The 19,100-nt window shown below is 53.1% G+C and carries 14 protein-coding genes; 3 read left to right on the plus strand and 11 right to left on the minus strand.

The genetic code is table 11. From position 1 onward, the window contains the following. Positions 1–11: 11 nt before the first annotated feature. The 6 genes from R3I13_RS12915 to R3I13_RS12940 form a co-directional block, all read right to left on the minus strand. Positions 12–3,401 carry a TonB-dependent receptor gene (locus tag R3I13_RS12915; RefSeq protein WP_346318372.1) on the minus strand — a complete coding sequence of 1,130 codons (3,390 nt, stop codon included), beginning with the start codon at positions 3,399–3,401 and terminating at the stop codon, positions 12–14. Between the two features lie 179 nt (positions 3,402–3,580). Then, positions 3,581–4,660, minus strand: a complete 1,080-nt coding sequence (locus tag R3I13_RS12920) for a FecR domain-containing protein (RefSeq protein ID WP_346318373.1) — start codon at positions 4,658–4,660, stop codon at positions 3,581–3,583. A 59-nt stretch (positions 4,661–4,719) separates the two neighbouring features. Then, the gene (locus tag R3I13_RS12925) at positions 4,720–5,316 is read right to left on the minus strand and encodes an RNA polymerase sigma-70 factor (RefSeq protein WP_346318374.1); all 597 of its coding nucleotides are present in this window, start codon (positions 5,314–5,316) and stop codon (positions 4,720–4,722) included. A gap of 152 nt (positions 5,317–5,468) precedes the next feature. Then, positions 5,469–6,818, minus strand: coding sequence for a sulfatase-like hydrolase/transferase (locus tag R3I13_RS12930; protein ID WP_346318375.1), 1,350 nt, complete (start codon positions 6,816–6,818; stop codon positions 5,469–5,471). Between the two features lie 19 nt (positions 6,819–6,837). Further along, positions 6,838–8,298, minus strand: a complete 1,461-nt coding sequence (locus R3I13_RS12935) for a sulfatase (RefSeq protein ID WP_346318376.1) — start codon at positions 8,296–8,298, stop codon at positions 6,838–6,840. 101 nt (positions 8,299–8,399) lie between these two features. Continuing rightward, on the minus strand, positions 8,400–9,950 hold the full coding sequence (locus R3I13_RS12940) for a PAS domain-containing sensor histidine kinase (RefSeq protein ID WP_346318377.1): 1,551 nt from the start codon (positions 9,948–9,950) through the stop codon (positions 8,400–8,402). Positions 9,951–10,283: 333 nt separating this feature from the next. On the opposite strand from R3I13_RS12940, the gene R3I13_RS12945 reads away from it, so the two are divergent. Beyond that, complete coding sequence (locus R3I13_RS12945; protein ID WP_346318378.1) at positions 10,284–11,345, plus strand: response regulator; 1,062 nt, start codon at positions 10,284–10,286, stop codon at positions 11,343–11,345. Positions 11,346–11,463: 118 nt separating this feature from the next. Here the strand turns inward: R3I13_RS12945 and R3I13_RS12950 are convergent, their stop codons facing one another. Further along, positions 11,464–12,291, minus strand: coding sequence for a hypothetical protein (locus R3I13_RS12950; protein ID WP_346318379.1), 828 nt, complete (start codon positions 12,289–12,291; stop codon positions 11,464–11,466). Positions 12,292–12,483: 192 nt separating this feature from the next. Between R3I13_RS12950 and R3I13_RS12955 the strand changes: the two genes are divergently transcribed. After that, positions 12,484–13,344, plus strand: a complete 861-nt coding sequence (locus R3I13_RS12955) for an ATP cone domain-containing protein (protein ID WP_346318380.1) — start codon at positions 12,484–12,486, stop codon at positions 13,342–13,344. 98 nt (positions 13,345–13,442) lie between these two features. Here the strand turns inward: R3I13_RS12955 and R3I13_RS12960 are convergent, their stop codons facing one another. From R3I13_RS12960 to R3I13_RS12970, 3 genes are read right to left on the minus strand one after another with little or no spacing between them, the layout of a single operon-like run. Further along, positions 13,443–15,062 carry a T9SS type A sorting domain-containing protein gene (locus R3I13_RS12960; protein ID WP_346318381.1) on the minus strand — a complete coding sequence of 540 codons (1,620 nt, stop codon included), beginning with the start codon at positions 15,060–15,062 and terminating at the stop codon, positions 13,443–13,445. A 13-nt stretch (positions 15,063–15,075) separates the two neighbouring features. Beyond that, the gene (locus tag R3I13_RS12965; RefSeq protein WP_346318382.1) at positions 15,076–16,008 is read right to left on the minus strand and encodes a hypothetical protein; all 933 of its coding nucleotides are present in this window, start codon (positions 16,006–16,008) and stop codon (positions 15,076–15,078) included. Positions 16,009–16,029: 21 nt separating this feature from the next. After that, positions 16,030–17,289 (minus strand): hypothetical protein, encoded by a 1,260-nt coding sequence (locus R3I13_RS12970; RefSeq protein ID WP_346318383.1) that lies wholly within the window; start codon positions 17,287–17,289, stop codon positions 16,030–16,032. A gap of 468 nt (positions 17,290–17,757) precedes the next feature. Between R3I13_RS12970 and R3I13_RS12975 the strand changes: the two genes are divergently transcribed. Further along, the gene (locus R3I13_RS12975) at positions 17,758–18,708 is read left to right on the plus strand and encodes an NAD(P)-binding domain-containing protein (protein WP_346318384.1); all 951 of its coding nucleotides are present in this window, start codon (positions 17,758–17,760) and stop codon (positions 18,706–18,708) included. Here R3I13_RS12975 and R3I13_RS12980 read toward each other — a convergent pair whose 3' ends face one another. Continuing rightward, positions 18,709–19,098 carry a helix-turn-helix domain-containing protein gene (locus R3I13_RS12980; protein ID WP_346318385.1) on the minus strand — a complete coding sequence of 130 codons (390 nt, stop codon included), beginning with the start codon at positions 19,096–19,098 and terminating at the stop codon, positions 18,709–18,711. Between the last annotated feature and the right edge of the window lie 2 nt (positions 19,099–19,100).

Below are 19,100 nucleotides of genomic sequence, written 5' to 3' on the forward strand. Positions count from 1 at the left end.
TTACCTGAACATTAGAATCCGACGTTGATGCCAAAAGTGACCGTTCTAGCCAGCGGGTAGCTGCCATAGTCAACACCGCCTGTAAGCGGCCCTTCGTAATTGCTTACTTCCGGGTTGAAATTCGTGTAGTTCGTCCAGGTATACAGGTTTTGCGCAGAAGCGTATACCCGTACCTGTTGCAGTTTAAGCCGGCTGATGACAGATTTTGGCAGTTTGTAACCCAGGCTCACGTGCTGGATGCGCAGGTAGGAGCCGTCTTCCACCCAGCGCGAAGAAACGGCGTTGTTATTACCCGTGGTACGCGCATTGGCCCTCGGCACTTTGCCATTGCCGGGGTTTTCCGGGGAACGCCAGCGGTCCAGCGCGATGGTCAGGTTGTTGCCCCCGCCTTCCAGGTTGTCGAAGAAGCGGCGGCTCAGGTTGAGTATCTGCCCGCCCTGCGTGCCTTGTATGGCAATGCTGAGATCAATGTTCTTATAGGAAAAAGTATTGGTCATCCCATAAATGAAATCAGGCTGGTTATTACCGATGAGCGTCCGGTCATTTGCATCAATTTTCCCATCGCCGTTCACATCTTCGTATTTCACATCGCCGGGGCGGGACGTTTTATCGTGCGGGTAACTGTGCAGGTCGTCTTCATTTTTGAAGATGCCCAGTTGTTTGTACCCGAAAAAGCTGCCGATGGGTTCGCCTATCATCGTAACATTTGTTTCTCCCACGCCGCTGGTGCTCAGGATGCGGTCTCCGGTGGGGCCCAGCGCCAGCACTTTGTTCCTGTTGAAAGACAGGTTGGCGCCCGTGTTCCAGGAGAACTCCCCGGTAAGGTTATAACTGTTCACGCCAAACTCGAAGCCTTTGTTGCTCATCCTGCCGATATTCTTGAAAGCAGTGCCAAAGCCGGTGAGTGTGGGCACGTTTACAGACAGCAACAGGTCTTTGGTGATGCGGTCGTAATAATCTACAGTGAGCGATACCCTGTTCTTTAGCAGGCCGATGTCCACACCGAGGTCCAGCTGCTGGTTGCGTTCCCAGCCTAACAGGGGATTGCCGAGTGAGTTGACAGCGAGGCCGGTGGCCACGTTATTGTAAAAGGCGTAGTTGCTGGAACCTACGCCTGCCGCGTAAGGATAAAGGTTCGTGTTAGCAAACGCGTTGTTGCCGGAAAGGCCGTAGCTCACGCGCAGCTTCAGTTCCGACAGCAGGGGCAGGTTTTGCATGAAGGGCTCTTCCGTTACCCTCCACCCTGCGGATACAGCCGGGAAAGTACCAAACCTGTTATCCGGGCCGAACGTGGAAGAACCGTCACGGCGAACCGATACTTTCAACAGGTATTTGCCTTTATAATTATAATCCAGTCTCGCAAAGTAAGAAACCGTAGCCATTTCTGTTTTCAGGGAACCCACGGATGCCGGTACCCCCGCGGCATTGAGCGTTTGCACGATATCGTTGGCAAAAGTATTGCCGGCAGCGTCGGAAGACTGGTATTGGAGTTTATTGGATTCCGTACCCGCCAGCACTTCCAGGTTGTGCACATCGTTGAAAGATACGTTGTAGCTCAGTACCTGGTTCACCAGCCAGCTGATGCCCTGTTCTGAAAACGCGCTTCCCGTTGCTGCCGTAGGGGGCAACAGCTGGTTGAGCGGCATCTTTGAAGTAGTGTAGGTATTTCTCCTGTTCTGGAAAATATTGGCATTGCCGGAAACCCTGTATTTCAGGTTGGGAAGAAAGCGGTATTCGGCATATGCGTTAGACAGCAGGTTGGTTTCATTCAGCTCGCTGTTGTATTCCGTAATGTTGGCAACCGGGTTGGTGATGCCCGGCAGGTTGTAAGGCGCGGCCAGCTCTGCCATGGAGGAATAGCTGCCGTCTGCCCTGTATACCGGCGCCATGGGCATGGTATTGAGCGCGGCGTTGATGATGCCGTTGTTTGCCCAGTGCCCGTCCGACCGTACTTCCTGCGTTACTTTATAAGATGGATTGATGTTGATCCCGATCGTGAGCTTCGGCGCGGCTTTAAAGTCCACGTTGGCGCGCAGGGTATAACGGTCCATCGCCGATTTTTCGATGATGCCTTCCTGTGTCAGGTAACCTGCGCTTACGGAGTACTGCACATTGTCTGTGCCGCCCCCGGCGGAGAACTGGAAATTGCTGATAGGCGCTGTGCGGAAGATGAGGTCCTGGTATTTGTGGTCCGGGAGCGCGGCTACTTTCGCCGGGTCATCAAAGTTCAGCCAGTCATAAAGATCGCCGCGGGGGTAGCGGTAACGCAGGAAGTTGGCAGGCCTTGCGCTGTTAGGGTCTGATATCTGCGCGCCGGGCACATTGTCCAGGTAAGCATTATTGGCCGCGTCTTTGGCGAACTCCGCATATTGTTGTGAACTCAGCACATCCAGCTTTTTGGTGATCTGCTGGAAGCCGGTGAATACATTCAGGTTCATCCGGTTTTTGCCGGGGCGGCCTTTTTTCGTTGTTACGAGTATCACGCCGTTGGAACCGCGGGAACCGTAGATCGCCGCGGAGGAAGCGTCTTTCAGCACATCGATCTTTTCAATTTCCTCCGCATCCAGCAAACCGAAAACAGATGCCGGAACGATATTGCCATCCACTACTATCAGCGGGCTTGTTCCCGCGGAGAGAGAACCAAAGCCTCTTACCTTGATGGCAGGCGTTCTGCCGGGACTGCCGGAATTCTGCTGCACCACCACGCCGGCTATTTTACCCTGCAGGGCGGAAGCTACGTTAGACACCGGCATGTCGCCGATCTCCTGCATAGGAACAGAAGAAATGGCGCCGGTAACGTCGCGTTTCTTTTGCGTGCCATATCCTACTACCACTACATCGTTGAGGTTGCTGGAAACTGCCACCATGATTATATTGAGCGTTGACCTGCCCGCCAGCGCCTGCTGCTGCGGCGCAAAACCGAGGTAGGTGAACACGAGCGTATCATTGGCAGAAGGAACATTCAGCGAGTAACGCCCGTCTGCATCAGAAGCAGTGCCGATCGATGTTCCTTTTACATTGATGCTGACGCCGGGCAATGGCTGGCCGGTATTGTCAGTCACCACACCGCTCACAGCCACCTGGCTAGGCGCTCCCCAGCTTTTCCCTGCTGAGATAACGATCAGATTATTTCCCATGTCGCGGTACTGCAGGCCTGAATTTTCCAGTAATTTATCGAGGGCATCGGAAACCTTTGCATTCTTCACGGAGAAATCCACTTTCCTGGTCAGTGAAGAAAGGTCGTAGTTATACAGGAACCTCACCTTCGCCTTTTTCTCGATCGCATTCAGCACGGCGCGCAGCTCAACCTGTTCGAAGCTGGCTGTGATCGTTTGACCGAATACTTTTGCTGCATTGACCTGGGAAGCGGTTAAAAAGATAATTAACATGGAAAGCTTCATACATAGAAGGAATTTAAGCAGACGTGGCGTCATCACCCCCATAAAAGGAGGTACGTTTTTTTTCATAACTTTGGATTTACGGTTTAAAAAGAAAGAAACCTGTTGATTTTGCCGATCCGAGGTTTCTGGAACATTAGACTTTTCGGGGAATGTTTCCGCATTTCCCGATTTTTTTGCTGTTACTTGTAGATGTTTACCTCATTATTACTGATTTTAAAGGTGAATGGCAGGGATAACCGCAGGGCAGACAGTACTTCGGTGATATTCTCGTTCTCGAACCTCGCGTGGAACCTGTACCTGGCCACTGCGGCGTCATGGATCACTATTTTTACATTATACCATCTTTCCATTTCAGCTGATATTTCCCCGAAATCCTCCCCGTCGAAAACAAGTTTATTGTATACCCAGGCCGTTTCCGCCATGGCGGTATCTGCGGCGTTGCTTTTGAGATGTTGTATGATCATATCATCCGGAACCGGGGCGGATGCAGGGTCTATAACGGCGGAAGCATTCTCCGGCGCGCGGTTTACCACTACTTTCTCGTGCGGGTGCAGCAACAATGTTTCCCCCCGGTTGCCGCCGGTCTTTGATACCTGCACCAGCCCGCTCACCAGGGTGGCCTCTGTTTTATGATCCTCCGGGTAACATTTCACGTTGAAAACGGTGCCCAATACCCTCACATCGATGTCGCGGGTATGCACGATAAAAGGACGTCCGGGATTCTTAGCCACGTCGAAGTAGGCCTCTCCTTCCAGCTCCACTTCCCGCAGGGAATCCGAAAAATTGGCGGGATAGCTGATGCGGCTGCCGGAATTAAGCCATACAACGCTTCCATCCGGCAGCAATAATCTTGATTTGGCGCCGGGTTTGGCGATGGTCTCTATGCGGGCTGCTTCAGGCCCGCCGGGTTGGTTGTGCGACTGTTTTACATACAGCCAGGCGGAAATGATCAGTCCTGTAAAGACGGCCGCCACCGCGAGGATGTTGCGTATATAATGCGGGCGGCTGCCCCGCACGGGCACAGGCGCCCCCGTTTTGCCGGCTGCGGCGTCCAGTATATGGCGGAAATGCGCTTCAGGGTCTGCGTCTTCATCAGCAATGGAAGCAACCGGGTTGGTCCAGTAATCCGCAAAGAGCGCATGAAAATAGGCGTCTTCCGGATGCTCCTTTAAAAGGGCATCCAGTTCCTTTATTTCTTCCGGGGAGGCTTCCCCGGATAGTTTCCTGGCAATTAATTGCGCGATCCTTTCTTTATGCATTGAACCTTGGTTAATGATAAAGACAGGGAAATAAAGGGATGACCTTAAAGCTTTAGCAATTATTTTTTTACGGCCCTTTTGGGGAAGGCGGTGAAATGGGCCTGTACTTTTTCGGAAATGCGTTTTACGGCGATCACCATCTGGGCGTCTACCGTGTTGACAGTGAGGTTCAGTATCTCGGCCACATCCCTGTAGCGGAGGCCGTCTTCACGCACCAGTTTAAAGATCATCTTGCAGCGCGGCGGCAGCGACTCTACGGCGGAAGCGATCTTTTCCTGCAGCTCGGCGCTGATCATTTTCTGGTCGGGCGCCTGGTCACGGCTGAGCGCTATATCAAAATGATCGAAAGGTTCCGTGATGAGCCGGTGGGCCTTGGAGGAAAGGTAATTAAGGGAACTGTTTTTTACGGCTACATAGAGGTACACGCGGATATTGGCGATGGAGGAAGCCTTTTCCCTTTGTTTCCACAATTTGATAAATACATCATCCACTATTTCGGTGGCTGCTTCTTTTATTTTGACGATGGAGCAGGCAAACTGGTTGAGCCGGGGACTATAGTACTGGAACAACCGGCGGAACGCCTGCTCGTCGCCCTCCGCGATCTGCTGCAGCGCTACAACCGGCTCCTCACTGTTATGATGTGAACTATTTCCCACGCAATCGATTGTAATAATTTTGATTGATAGACGTAAAAGCCCCTGCCTTTCTGTAAAACAGGGCGCGCACGAGTTAGATTACTTTGACCAATAAATTTTCACTTAATGAATCTCAAAGTACATATTTTTTTGAAAACGGAGCCGGCCGGTGATTACTTTTTTAGCGTGGGAAGCGACCGGTACCAGGCGAGTAATTTTTCTTTCAGTTGTGTTGAAATGCTTTCATATTGAGCTGCGATGTTGCTTTGTTCTGAGGGGTCGTTTTCAAGATCGTACAATTCCGCCGCGGAGCCATCGGCATTGACCAGCAGCTTCCATTTTCCGTCGCGCACTGCCAGCGAGGGGCTGCGGTCCCTGCCGCGGGGATAGTGGAACGAGGTCTGGTTGCGGCCATATTCCCAGAAGAGCGTTCTCCGCTGTGCAGAGCGTTTGCCCAGCAGCACACCGGCGCGGTTTATGCCGTCCATTGCGGGCAGCGCTTTCCCCGCGATGCCGGCCATCCGGCAAAAGGTCGGCAGCAGGTCTGTAGCGCTCAGTACCGAAATGCTGTCCACCTCCCCTGCCTTTATCTTTCCCGGGAATCTCACGATCAGCGGCATTCTTATCCCTCCTTCGTAAAGTGATAATTTCGTGCCCCTGAATGGCCCGGAACGAAACCCGAAGGTGGGCAGCGCCCCGTTATCGGATGTAAAAACGATCAGCGTGTTCTGGTCAAGGCCCAGCTTCTTCAGGCCCTCCAGCAGCCGCCCGATCTGCCGGTCGTAATTGGCAAGCACGGCTTCAAACTGCCGCTGGCTTTCAGCGCCTTTGGGCGCCATGTTCATGGCTGCTTCGTCAGGTACCCAGGGCGTATGCACATCGTCCGGCCAAAGATTGACGAAACAGGGCGCGCCCTTGTTGGCGGCCAGGAAGGCCAGCGTTCTGTCCACGAAATACCCCGTGCGGTCCCAGCGCCTGATGCTGTCGGTCTTTGACCATATCCAGTTGCCGGAAGTCAGCACAGGGTCCGGGTCGGGACTTTCCCAGGTGCTGCTGTATTCATCAAAACCATATTCCCGGATGGAAGGCGCATTATCAACGTCCCTTCCGCCGCCCATGTGCCATTTTCCAAAATGGCCGGTACGGTAACCGGCGCCTTTCAGCAGCCTTGCTACCGAGGGCGCCTGCGCCCGCAAAAAATCAGCCTGTTCGCATGCCGCATTACCTTTACGCGTTTGCAGGTAACTGGTCAGGTTCCACTTAGCGGGGTGGCTGCCGGTCAAAATGCCTGCGCGTGAAGGGGAACAGATGGGAGAAGCGCTGTAATACTGCGTGAAACGGATCCCTTCAGCCGCCATCTTATCCAAATAGGGTGTGGGAACGACCTTTCCGCCGTAGCAGCCAACATCGGCCGAGCCCATATCATCGGTCAGTATCAGAATGATATTAGGCTTCTGTTGTGCCCCTGCGAACAAAGCTGTTAAGCATAACCAGGCGGTAATGATCACTTGCCGTATATTCATGAGCGTTATTGTTGGATGATTATTTTTTTGTAGCGCCCTCACCTTTCCAGTTGGACTTGATATCCAGTATCGGCCCGGTGATCGTGTCTTTCTGCTGCGCCCTGAAGCCGGAAAGTTTTTTCTTCAGCTGCTGCATCACATCGTTGTATTCTTTCTTCCCGGCCAGGTTATTTAGTTCATACGGATCGTTTACAATATCATATAATTCCGCCTGCGGGCGGTGGCGATACCGTTCTATCAGCGCCGCCGCAGCGGTATCGTTCTTCTCCGCCAGCTGTTCCCAGCTGATCCAGTAAGAAGCGCCGCCGTCGTGATCTCTTGCACCGTCGATATGTGTACGGTATGTATACTGGGGCGACAGGTTTTCGATGAATTTATACCGCTGCGTCCGTACGCCACGCATGGGCGTGATATTCATCAGCCCGTCCTGCGAGTGGGTGAGAAATACTTCCTGCCGGTGTGCCTGTTTTTTTCCCAGCAATACCTTCATATATTCCTTTCCATCCAGTCCCGCGGGAATCTTAGCACCGGCGAGCGCCAGCACTGTGGGCAACAGGTCTATATGGGACACGAGAGCTTCGGTGGTACCGGCGGAAATCCTGCCCGGCCATTTTATTAACAGCGGCACATGCACGCCCGCATCATACAGGTTCCATTTTGCAAAGGGGAACTGCGCACCCTGGTCGGAGGTGAAAATGATTACCGTTTCCCCTTCGAAGCCGTGCTTTTCAAGGCTTTCGAGCACGCGGCCAAGGTTGTTATCCATTTTTGTAACGTCCGTATAATAACGGGCGCGCATTTGCCTGTATTCGTCCGTTGCGATGGCATCAGGCGGCACGTCGATGTCTTTTAACGGGTACACCGCCTGCTGCGGCCAGATCACGTGGGGACTGTGATCCGACACCACCAGGCAGAAAGGCTGGCCGCCCTCCTGCTGTGCCAGCCATTTATCAACTGCTTCCGTGCTTAGGTCGGTGAATAATCCAGGGGTGTTTTCATGCCCGGGTTCCCGCACTTCAGACAAGGGTATCCACTCAAATGGAAAAACGTTCAGGGGACCGATATGCCGCTTGCCCGCCAGCGCCACCCTGTACCCGGCCTGCCGCAGCAGTGCAGGCAGCGTTTGCACACCCGGCCTGACTTCACTGACGGGATAGCCATTCACGTTGTTGGCATGAGAACCATTGCGCGAGGGCATCAGCCCCGTCATGATCGTGGACCGCGAAGGAGTGCAGGTGGGCGTATTCGCAAATGCATTCGTAAATTTTAATGCGCCGGAAGCCAGGCTGTCCAGGTGAGGGGTTTTTACTACCTTATTTCCATAAGGGCCGCTGTCGCTATACCCAAGATCGTCTGCCAGGTAAATAACGATATTCGGGGTCTTGCTTTTCTGCTGCGGCGTCCTTTGCGCGATGCAGTCTATCTGCAACAGGATGCATACCGATAAAAAAATACAGCTGGCATATATCTTTCTTCGCATAACATGGAATTTATACAGGCGGTATAAAGATAAAATTTCATGTCATTTTTTTTGCATCCTCATTGCGTATTCTTTAGCAGTCTTCCAGGAAAGCAGCACGCTCACTCACTCATTACCAAAGGCAGCGGAAAATCTGCCGTAAAAACAGCACCCTTTCCCAGCTCGCTTTCACAGCTCACACTACCATTCATCAGCTCGGTGTATTTGCTCACGATATGCAGGCCGAGGCCGGTGCCCTGGATATTGGTGACGTTGCCTCCACGATAGAAACGTTCGAAAAGATGCTGCTGGTCGCCTTCAGAAATACCCACCCCTTCATCCGCCACAAGAAGCGTCATTTTTTCCTCCGTAGCAGTGGTGCTGATGCGCACCGTACTACCTGGACCGGAAAACTTAATGGCGTTGCCCAGCAGGTTGATCACAATATGCCGCAGCAACGAAGGATCCAGCAGGACCTCCGCAGCGCCGGTATGTTCATACCCGATGCGCTGCCTTTCTTTCAGGATACCCTGCACCTCCTGGATCACGGACCGTATATGCTCCTCTATGTTGAACTGCGCGGGGCGTATCTGCACTTTCCCTTCCTCGATCTTTCCCACTGAAAGAAAATCGTTGAGGATGTCTGTCAGCAGGTTAACGGAAGTGACTATACGCTGAAGGTGTTTATTACGTTTGATCTGTTCTTCTTCGCTATGGTATTGTTTTACCAGGAAAGCGGAAGAAAGAATGGTGCTGAGCGGCGTGCGGAATTCATGGGAGGCCATGGATACGAACCTGGACTTCAGTTCGCTCAGTTCCTTTTCTTTACCCAGCGCGGCGGTCACCTCTTCTTTCGATTTCTCCAGCTCTTCCAGCGCCCGCCTGAGCTGCAATGTGCGTTCTTCCACCATCAGCTCCAGCTCGGTGTTCATTTTCTCGACCTTCTCTTCCGCTTTTTTACGCTCGGTGATATTGTTCACATAGGCGATCACGAAGGCGCCTTCTTCATTGGTATAATGGCTGAGGCTGATCTCTACGGGAAACTCCGTTCCGTCTTTACGGACGGCGAACAGGTCGAGCCCGATGCCCATCGGCCGGCTTTGCGGATGCGCGTTGAACCTTTCCCGGTGCTTGACGTGCTCGCCATGAACCCGGCGCGGGATCAGCATTTCCACCTGCTGGTTGAGCAGCTCCCCGCGGTCATACCCGAACTGCTGAAGGGCGAAGTCGTTGATCATTACGATCTGCCCTTTCCTGTTAGCAACCAGGATGCCGATGCTGGCATAGTCGAACAATGCGCCGAACCGCTCCAGCTCCCGGGTGAGCTGCTTTTTGTACATGCTGTCTTCCGGCTCTGCCGTGATGCGGTACAGGCAAAACTTACGGCTGCCGTGTTTAAATTCCGTCTTTTCGAAGTACATGTCGGCAGCCTCATTTACGGAACCGGGAATTTTGCACCAGCCCTTGTCCGCATCCGGCGGCAGGCTGAGCAGCAACTGCCTTACCGCGGCAGGGTCGCTGTTGCCGGCTACAAGATCTGCGTGCCGGTTGATGTATACCAGTTCCCGGGCGGGCAATTCCATGATAGCAGCCAGCCCGTTCCAATTCTCCATCATGGCGGCATTCACTGCCAGTAAAAAATGTATGTCGGGTGTTTGGGATTCGTGGTGCATGAAATACTGGTTAAAAAATAAAGAAGACCTGCGTACAGATCAGGTGGAAAATTAGGGATTTTAAACCGCTTCTGTAAATACGAAGATATGTTGCTGCCGCTCTCCCACCAAACGGCAACGACCTTCCCCATACGCATGATCATGAATTCTCCTGCAAATCTCGCATGATCTTGCCTGTCTTGCAATGATGCCGCGTTGCGGAAACAATGACGCCTGTCATTGCCGGGGAAGATCATTTGCCGGGTACAATATTGCCGGCACAAAATCCTTTTGCCCGTGCATGAAGAATTCCCTAATTTTAGGCCCATCAGTTACCAATTAGCAATCTCCCAAATGGCATCCACTATACTCGTCATCGAAGATATGTCCGACGTCCAGGAAAATATCGCTGAGATATTGGAAATGGATAATTACAAGGTACTAACAGCCTCCGATGGCAGGGAAGGCGTCAAGCTGGCGCTGGAACACAAGCCGGACCTGATCATTTGCGACATTTCCATGCCCGTGCTGGACGGCTACGGCGTGTTGCACATGCTGCAGAAGCGGGACGAGATGAGCCATATCCCTTTCATTTTCCTGTCTGCCCGCGCCGAAAGAACGGATATACGCAAAGGAATGGAACTGGGCGCGGATGATTACCTGGTAAAGCCTTTCGACCCCATGGAACTGCTGCACGCAGTGGAAATAAGGCTGAAAAAAAGCCAGCGGCTCAGGCAGGAGCTCACGCCTGACCTTACGGGGTTCAACAGCCTGTTGCAGACTGCGAACGGGAATGATCTGCTGAAAGACCTGCGCGAAGGCCGTAACATCAACTCCTATAAAAAGAAACAACTCATATATGCCGCCGGCAACCACCCGACGTACATGTACTTTATCCTGAAAGGCAAAGTAAAAACAAGCCGGCACAATGAAGACGGGAAAGAGATCATCACCCGCATTTTTAATGAAGGCGAATTCCTCGGTTACAAAGCCCTCCTGGAAGAAGGCACCTACCAGGATGAAGCCGAAGCCATCACGCCCGTCGAGCTGGCCGTTATCCCCCGCAGCGACTTCGAAGCGCTGGTATACAGCAATATGGACGTGATGAGAAAATTCCTCCGGCTGCTCACCGCCAATATCTCCGAAAGCGAACAGCACCTGCTGGGCCTTGCGTATAATTCACTCCGCAAAAAAGTGGCCGATGCGCTGCTGTATCTTTACCGGAAATATAACCCCGATAAAACGCCGGGCTTCAGCCTGGACATCGGCAGGGACAATATCGCCGCCATTGCCGGGGTGGCGAAAGAATCGCTGATCAGAACGCTGGGCGATTTCCGCGACGAACAATTGATCCGCATCGAAGAAGGCTCGATCATGATCGAAAACCTGGCGAAACTTGAGCGCATGGTCAATTAAAGACCCTGTGGCGGCGGGCATTACCGCCGCAGGCCAGGAACTCCCCTGATAAATATTTTCATATTATCCGGTTTTATTTGGCAGGACCCCCACAATTATTCCGTTCATCCCGCGCTGTTTAGGGATGGGTGATAAAAAGCGGGATATTGGTAGTGCGCAGCAGGCAGTCTGCATCGCTGCGGTGGAAGAACCGGGAGGCTTTACTTCTGCCATATGCGCCGAAGGTCATCACACTGTTCTCACCATGTATGGTAAGCGCCATCAACTCTCCTGAAGCCCTGCCTTCGCGGGTCAGGTAAGTCACTTCTTCATAGTGGTGGCCGAGGTATTCCTTGAGTAACCGGCCATTCGGTACTTTTTTGTCATCGCCTTCCACGATATGCACCACTTTCACCGGCGTTCCGCTGAGACCGTCGAACAGCTGGGTAAATTGGCGGATGGCAAACATGGAAGAGAAAGTGCCGTTGTAGGTAAATATGATCTCCCGCAGGTAATGGGTGGCTTCAGGGAGTACCATCACGGGGCATTGGGCGTCGGTCAGCATTTCCCTGATAAACAACGGTGGATTGGAGTCTTGCCATACGCTGAAAGAAGTGGTGTTTTTGATCAGCAGCAGGTCCGCAAAGCGGGTTTCCTTAAGCACCTCGTTTGCCGGCACGCCAGACAGGCTGCGAACGGTCACTTCCATACAGTTGTCCTGGAAATAACGTACCAGCTTTTTCCTGTTCGAATCCGCCTTTTCCTGCCGTGCCTTCGCACTTTCGGCAAACAGCGCATCATACCCGATATAACCGGTTTCAAGGGGCTGAAGAATGGATTCCCCGGCCAGGTTTTCGAGGAATAAAATGGTGAGTTTTCCGCGGGCTTTATCCGCGATGTATTTATAACTGTCCAGTTCCTGTTCTGAAAAGCTGAGGGCGTTTACGGCGGCGATGATCTTTTTCATAGCAGTAGGTTTTGAATGTAATTTATACCTGTAAAACCCGCCCGGGAATGACCATGGGCGGCATTTTTGATGATAGTCATCATCGTGATGCGCCCTGCCGGCGATGACGACCGTCACCGGCAGGCGCAACGGCCGTCATATGCCAGCTTCCGGCAGCCTCTTACCTTGGCAGGCAGGATTCATCGGGTTCATATGCAAAACAAAACACTTATTCAAAATGTAATAAAGAATGACGGTCGGAAAGACCCGTTCTCGGAAGACAAGCTTCGCCGGTCGCTTTTAAAAGCAGGTGCTTCCCGGCAGGAAGCGGCGGAAATAGTCGATGCGCTTAGGGACAAACTTTACCCGGATATTACGACCCGCGAGATCTATGACATAGCTTTTGACCTGTTGCGCGAACGGGCCTTTCCGGCAGCAGCGCGTTATCATTTGAAAAGGGCCATCCTGGAGCTGGGGCCTTCGGGCTTCCCCTTTGAGCAGTTTGTGGGAGAATTGTTCCGGCATAAAGGCTACGCCGTTCAAACCAATATGATCGTCAGCGGATTTTGTGTAAAACATGAAGTGGACGTGCTGGCAACACGCCAGCCGGAAACGCATTATATCGAATGCAAATATCACCAGGCCGGCATCCCGTGCGATGTTAAGACCAGCCTGTATGTGCATGCAAGGTTCCGGGATATTGTGAACAAGCGCAATATCAACGGCATCAAAGAAGCCGCCACCGGCTGGCTCGTCACCAATACCCGCCTGTCGGCCGACGCATTGCAATACGGGGAATGCGCCGGCCTGCGCCTGGTTTCCTGGGATTACCCGGCGGGCAACGGGCTGAAAGACATGATCGACCAGGCTGCGTTGTACCCGATCACCTGCCTTACCACCCTCAGCCCTCAGGAAAAATCAAGGCTATTATATGTGGAGGCAGTTCTATGCAGCGACCTGGTAAACCGTCCCGTATCGCTCAGCGCGGCAGGCATTCCGGCGGAAAAACGCCAGCGCGTGCTCGAAGAAGCGACTGCTTTATGCGGCGTGGCGTTGCATGGAGATGGGGATTAATTGCTGATCAGGAACAGCTCACTGCATAAATATTAAAGCCGGGCTCAACTTTAATGTGCCCGGCTTTAAAGATATACGGCCTGTCTTCCGGCGAACCCTTATTTAATGATCTCGATCTTCTGCCTGTCCACGATCACGTTGTTGTTATCCTTATCGTAAAACACGAGGATGTACATCCCGACCGCCAGGTTGGGTACATGCACGGGCATGTTCGTGGCATTGATCTGCGTTTTACCCACCAGGTTCCCTTTCATATCATACATTTCCATCCTGAGCAGGTTGCGCACGCCGGTGAGGCTGACGGTGAACTGGCCCCTGCTGGGATTGGGAGATACGGTGATCTTGTACATACCGGGCACGGCGCGGATGGGGGAATAAGTGCTGCCCCCGTTGCGGCTGATGGTTTTGAGGCGGTAGTAGCTGTAGTTGCCGTAATAATTATCGTCCATGTACCGGTACGGCCTGTTTACGTTGCTGTTGCCTGTAGGCGTTTGTGTCGGCACAATGGCGATGGTATGGAAGTCGTTCTCATGTTCCAGCCTGCGTTCCAGCTCAAAGTGCTGCACGTTACGCTCGCGCAGGGTGAGCCAGTTGGTCTGCACCTGCCGGATGTCCATACGGGTGGCGTCGAATATCAATGACACATCAAAGCCGGGCGTAACCGGTTTTTTGAGCGCCTGCAGGGAAAGAAATACGCTGTTGGATGCGGGCAGCTTACGGGAATGCATATACGCTTGTTGCAGCGGGCTGCCGGTGGTGAGCGTGCCGGGCTGCGAGAAACCGTGCGGCCTGATGGTGTCCCAGCCGGAAATAGCGTTGTAGCGGGAAATAAAGCTGCTGTCTATATTTTCAGTGAAGCCTGTGTTCTGATCTGCAGGGTTGTGCTGGAGGGAAACGGAAATGCTGTCGCCGTTGGGCGTCCCGTTTTGCAGGATCTGCCAGGTTTTGAGCACGAGGTTCCCTTCCAGTGTATTGCCGGTTTGCGCGCTGGCGTATACGTTGCCGAACACCCTCGCGCGGAAGTTATCCGCCCGCCGCCCGCTGTATTGCAGGGCGAGCGGGGAATAACTGTTTTCATCTGTGCCAATTGGAAATGTAACTTCGCCCGTTGAAGAGCTGATATTGTATAGGTATAGGAACCCGCCGTAGGGCGACGGACCGGTGATGATAAAACGGCGGTTGGTGTACCCGGTAATGCTGCTCCTGCCAGTAGCTTCGCCGCCCACAGCAAGGTCCCATCCGTTCAGGTAAAGATGCCCGCTCTCGAAATGCAGGTTGTAGCGGATGCGCAGATCGCTGAGATCCGCCAGCTGCACGCCGGAGGGATTGTTGATGTAAAGGTTCGGAAAACTAGCGCCTATGCCAGTGGCGGAGTTGTACCCGCCAAAGATCGTTTGCCTTCCGTCTCCCTGCAGCGGCTGCATGAAACGGAATACGCCTCCGCCGGGAGGCAGGGTAGGATCATAAAAGCGGTCTTCCGGCAGCAGCGCCGCGTCTGTATTGCTCCACAGGCTCCCGTAAAACAACACCGCCGAACCGGTGGCGCTGCCAAAGCGCCCCTGGTTGTCCATATTGCCGAAAATGGAAACCGTGTCTGCCCGGTGGGCCATCACGTCCGCGCCAGGCGGGATAAATACGCCTGTTTGTGCGCGGACGGCCAGGCCCGAACATAGAAAAACCAGCTGGCAGATGGATAATATGTGATGTTTGTTCAACAAACGTTCAATAGTTTTAATTCCCTTCTACACGGATATAGAGCTTCGTCGAAGTGTTTACATGTGGCTCAAGCGCCAGGCTCGGCGTGGTGACATCCGCGGCTTCCATGACCCGGACCGTAACGCTGTTGTTTGTATTGGATGTCACCACGGCGATGGGCGTATCTGTAATGCCCGAACCGCCCTTGGCCGTCACCTGGATACCTAGGATATGGGTAAACGATATATTTCCGGGAAAATTGATGGTTTGCACGCCAGTGCTGGTGTTCGCCACTTCGGCCACCCACACTTTCGTCACTTCGTCAACATCTGCCGTTCCGCCCGATGCGCCATCTGCGCCGGCGCCGCCGCTGTAAAACATTACTTTGTTCGCCCTCACTACTTTCCCGTTCTCATCCACACCCAGGGCCGCAGCGCCGGGCGTAACTGCGGAAGAAGAAGTAAGGTTCTCCAACCGCAACCCGCTGGAATCCGCCACACCGGTCCGTATATGCATCAGCGTTGTTGGCGCTGCCGTTCCGAAACCGATGGCGCCGTCGGCGGCAATGCGCATCCTTTCCTGGTTGTTGGTGATGAAAGGAAGCGCCATGTTGTTCACCGTTCCGAATGAAGCAGGTGCGGGAAGCGTGTTCCCGTCCAGCAGCCATTCCGTGGCGGTGGTGGCGGCGTCTTTCATCGGCCGCCAGTAACCGTCTTTGCGCACGAGTATACTTTTCAGCGGCGTGTAATAAACGATCGTGCCGTCGGGGGCAGCGGCCAGGGTGCTCACCGTCGTGTCTGGCACGCGCGGCAGCAAAAGCCCCTGGCTGCTGCTTTCCAGCTCCAGTATAGACGACTTGTTGATACTGGCCGGGTTAGCACCCAGCTTCAATTGCGCCCGCAGGGCGGAAGGGACCGCCATGACAGCGGGCAGCAGCAACAGCATCCAACCGTATGGTCGTATGTTCATAGCTGATCGTTTGGTGAAGCCTTATTTTTTGATCACGTACCAGTTGGTGCCGTCTGTCTGTAAGGTCACGAACGTCCAGTCGTTGTAAATGATGTAATCGTTGCCACCGTCGATCGTAGCGCCCGTCGGCTGGATGGTCAGCGCATTGTCTATACCTCCTGTGCCAATCTTTTTGATCGTGTATATCCTGCCGGCAATATTGGTAACGGGGGGAAGGGTAACGGTGATGGCGCCGCCGGTGGTGTTAGCTAGGATCGTATTGTCCGACTCGCTGGCGGAATGGTTGGCTGTTACCGTCGTGATGTTGGCAGACATGGAACCGTTCAGCTGGAAGGTGGAGTTGGCGGTAGCACCTGCGGCAAGGCCCACGCTCAGCGTATCGCGCACGTTCTTGGCGCCGGCGAAAGTTTGTGCGGTGATAGACACAGCGCCGGGGTTCGCATCGTCTGCAGGATGCAGGCGGATGGAATCGCCGTTGATGCTGAGACCGGTGGCGGATGCAGCAGCGGTGTATGCAGTGGCGAGTATCTGGTAACGCGCGGAGGAATCGAACCGCAGCCAGTCGGCATACGAGAGGAAACCGCGGGAAACGTTGCTGCTGCCGTCCTGCGTGGGAATGTTGAACACATGTTCAGCATTGCCGGTGGTACCGTTCACCGCGGAAGTGATCCTGATATCCGATGTAACGGCGCTGTCTATACGAAACGTCTGCACAGTGTCCCTCAAACCGTTGATGGAAACGATCGCGTTGCTGAACGCGGATTCCGCAATGGTTCTTTGCATGAGCGTACCGGTAGCAGGGTCTATCACCATTACCTGCACCTGGTTGGTGCCCTGGGGAACCACGTTGGCGCCCACGGTGATGTTGCCACCGGCAGTCAATCTCAGGCGTTCCGCGTTATCGGTGCGGAAGATGAGCGCCTGCTTGTCTGTAGTACCAAAGAAATTCTTGGTAGAGTCCAGTCCTGCGTTGCCTATTACGTTCCAGTTCGATGCATTGGCCACACTGTCTACACTCATTTTCTGCCACAAAGCATTCTTACGTACAAAGAGGCTGGCGGAATCCGGCACGTAGATGATCATACCATCAGGCGCCGCGTTCAGCGGGGCGGAAGACAGGTTGTTGCCCGGGATCCTGGGCAGCAGCAGACCCTGGCGGGTGCTTTCCAGTTCGAGTATAGAGGATTTGTTGATCTGGCTGGGATTAGTGCCGACCTTAAGCTGTGCGGAAGCAGCGCTGCAAAGCAATAGCAGCACGGCCGCAAGAAGTAAATGTTTCATGCAGGTGTACTTTAAAGAATTAATAGAATAAAAGTTGGCTAGCGCGGTCCAGGAGAACCGGCGGTAGTATAGGAATACGGTATTCGGTTTTTAGTATTGTGTATTAATTTTTTGCCTTTGTTTCTTATGGGATTTCTCTAAAGGTGGTTACGATTTTTAACAGGAATACGGTATTCGGTTCAGTATGATGTATTAATTTTTTTGTCTTAACTCTTCTGTCTGGATCTCTCTAAAGGATGTGGTTACTCTTTTTTCGTATAGGCAGCGCAAAGATATTGCGCTTCTCTGGAAATTCCCTGCTACGAGTGTGTGATTTTTTATGTCAGATATTTTTTTACCTGGAAATTCTCATCTTTTATCAATCTGTAGTTATGTTCTTCTTACATATACGCACTTCTTTTTACACGCTTTCTACACAAATGAGCAGTGATAAATTTTTCATCTGCCTGAATCTTTTATCCCGTATTGATGATGGAAACCACAGGCATTAATTTGCAGGCATTATTCCAGAACAAAAAAATGATGATGACAGGAACAAATAACTCAGCAGGAAAAGTGACCGTAATTGGTCTGGGCACAATGGGAAGCGCACTGGCAAATGCTTTGCTGGCAAAGGGGTACGAGGTAACGGTGTGGAACAGGAACGCGGCCAAAGCAGCGCCTCTCGCGGAACAGGGCGCTGTTGTTGCTACGGGTATTGCAGCGGCAATAGCAGCCAGCCCGCTGGTGGTGATCTGCGTATCCGATTACAAAGCTTCAGAAAAAATATTAGCGCAGGAAGACCTTGCAAACGTATTGCATGGCCGCACACTGTTGCTGCTGAGCACCGGCACGCCAAAGGAAGCCCGTGAACTGGATGCATGGGCAAAGCAGCATGGGGCTCATTGCCTGAACGGTGATATTCTCGCATGGCCACGGCAGATCGGCACCAGCGATGCCACCATCACGGTCTGCGGCGATGAAGGAATATTCAGACAACATGAAGCAGCGCTTCACTCACTCGCCGGAACGGTCAATTATCTCGGCGGCGGGCCCGGCGCTTCGGCGGTGCTTTTCTCCGCTGTGCTGGCTTACCTCGCAGGCAACTGGATAGGCTTCTGCCACGGCGCGCTGATCTGCGAGAATGAAGGTTTCCGCGCGGATGACTTCGGCAACCTGGTCCATAGTATTTCACCCATACTGGCCATCGAATCGAAGCACATGGGCGAAGTGATACAACACAACCGTTTCAGTGATCCTGAAAGCACGGTCAACACTACAGGCCACGATCTTCACCTGCTGGTGCAGCAGGCGGAAGAAGCGGGCATCAGCAAAGAGCTGCCGCGCTTCGCCGCTGATATCTTCCAACGGGCTATAGACGCAGGTTACGGGGCGGAAGAACATGCAGCGATCATCAAAGTACTGAGAAAAACAGCATGATCAATTCCGCGGCTCCGGGAGGAACTGGCAGGATCCAACTTCGTATCCGCTATGGTTGCGGTGAATATATTCCTTGTGCGTGTTGCCCCACTGCTCCAGCACGTCCACCACAGGCAATATGCTTTCTCCAACTTCGGTAAACCAGTATTCCACCCTGACGGGTACTTCGGCATACACACGCTTACAGATGATCCCTAACTCTTCCAGCTCTTTCAGGTGAAGGTTAATCAACCTGGGATTCACTTCATGCATTTCGCGGTGAATGGCGCTCGGCCGTTTGATCCCCCGCCTGATGCAGTCAATGATCCAGGCTTTCCATTTACCGCCTACCACTTTGATGGCCACCGCCAGCCCGCAATCCAGCATCTCGGGTATTTTCTTCTGGTACATCA

It is taken from the genome of Chitinophaga sp. YIM B06452, assembly GCF_039655965.1.
Taxonomy (GTDB): Bacteria; Bacteroidota; Bacteroidia; order Chitinophagales; family Chitinophagaceae; genus Chitinophaga.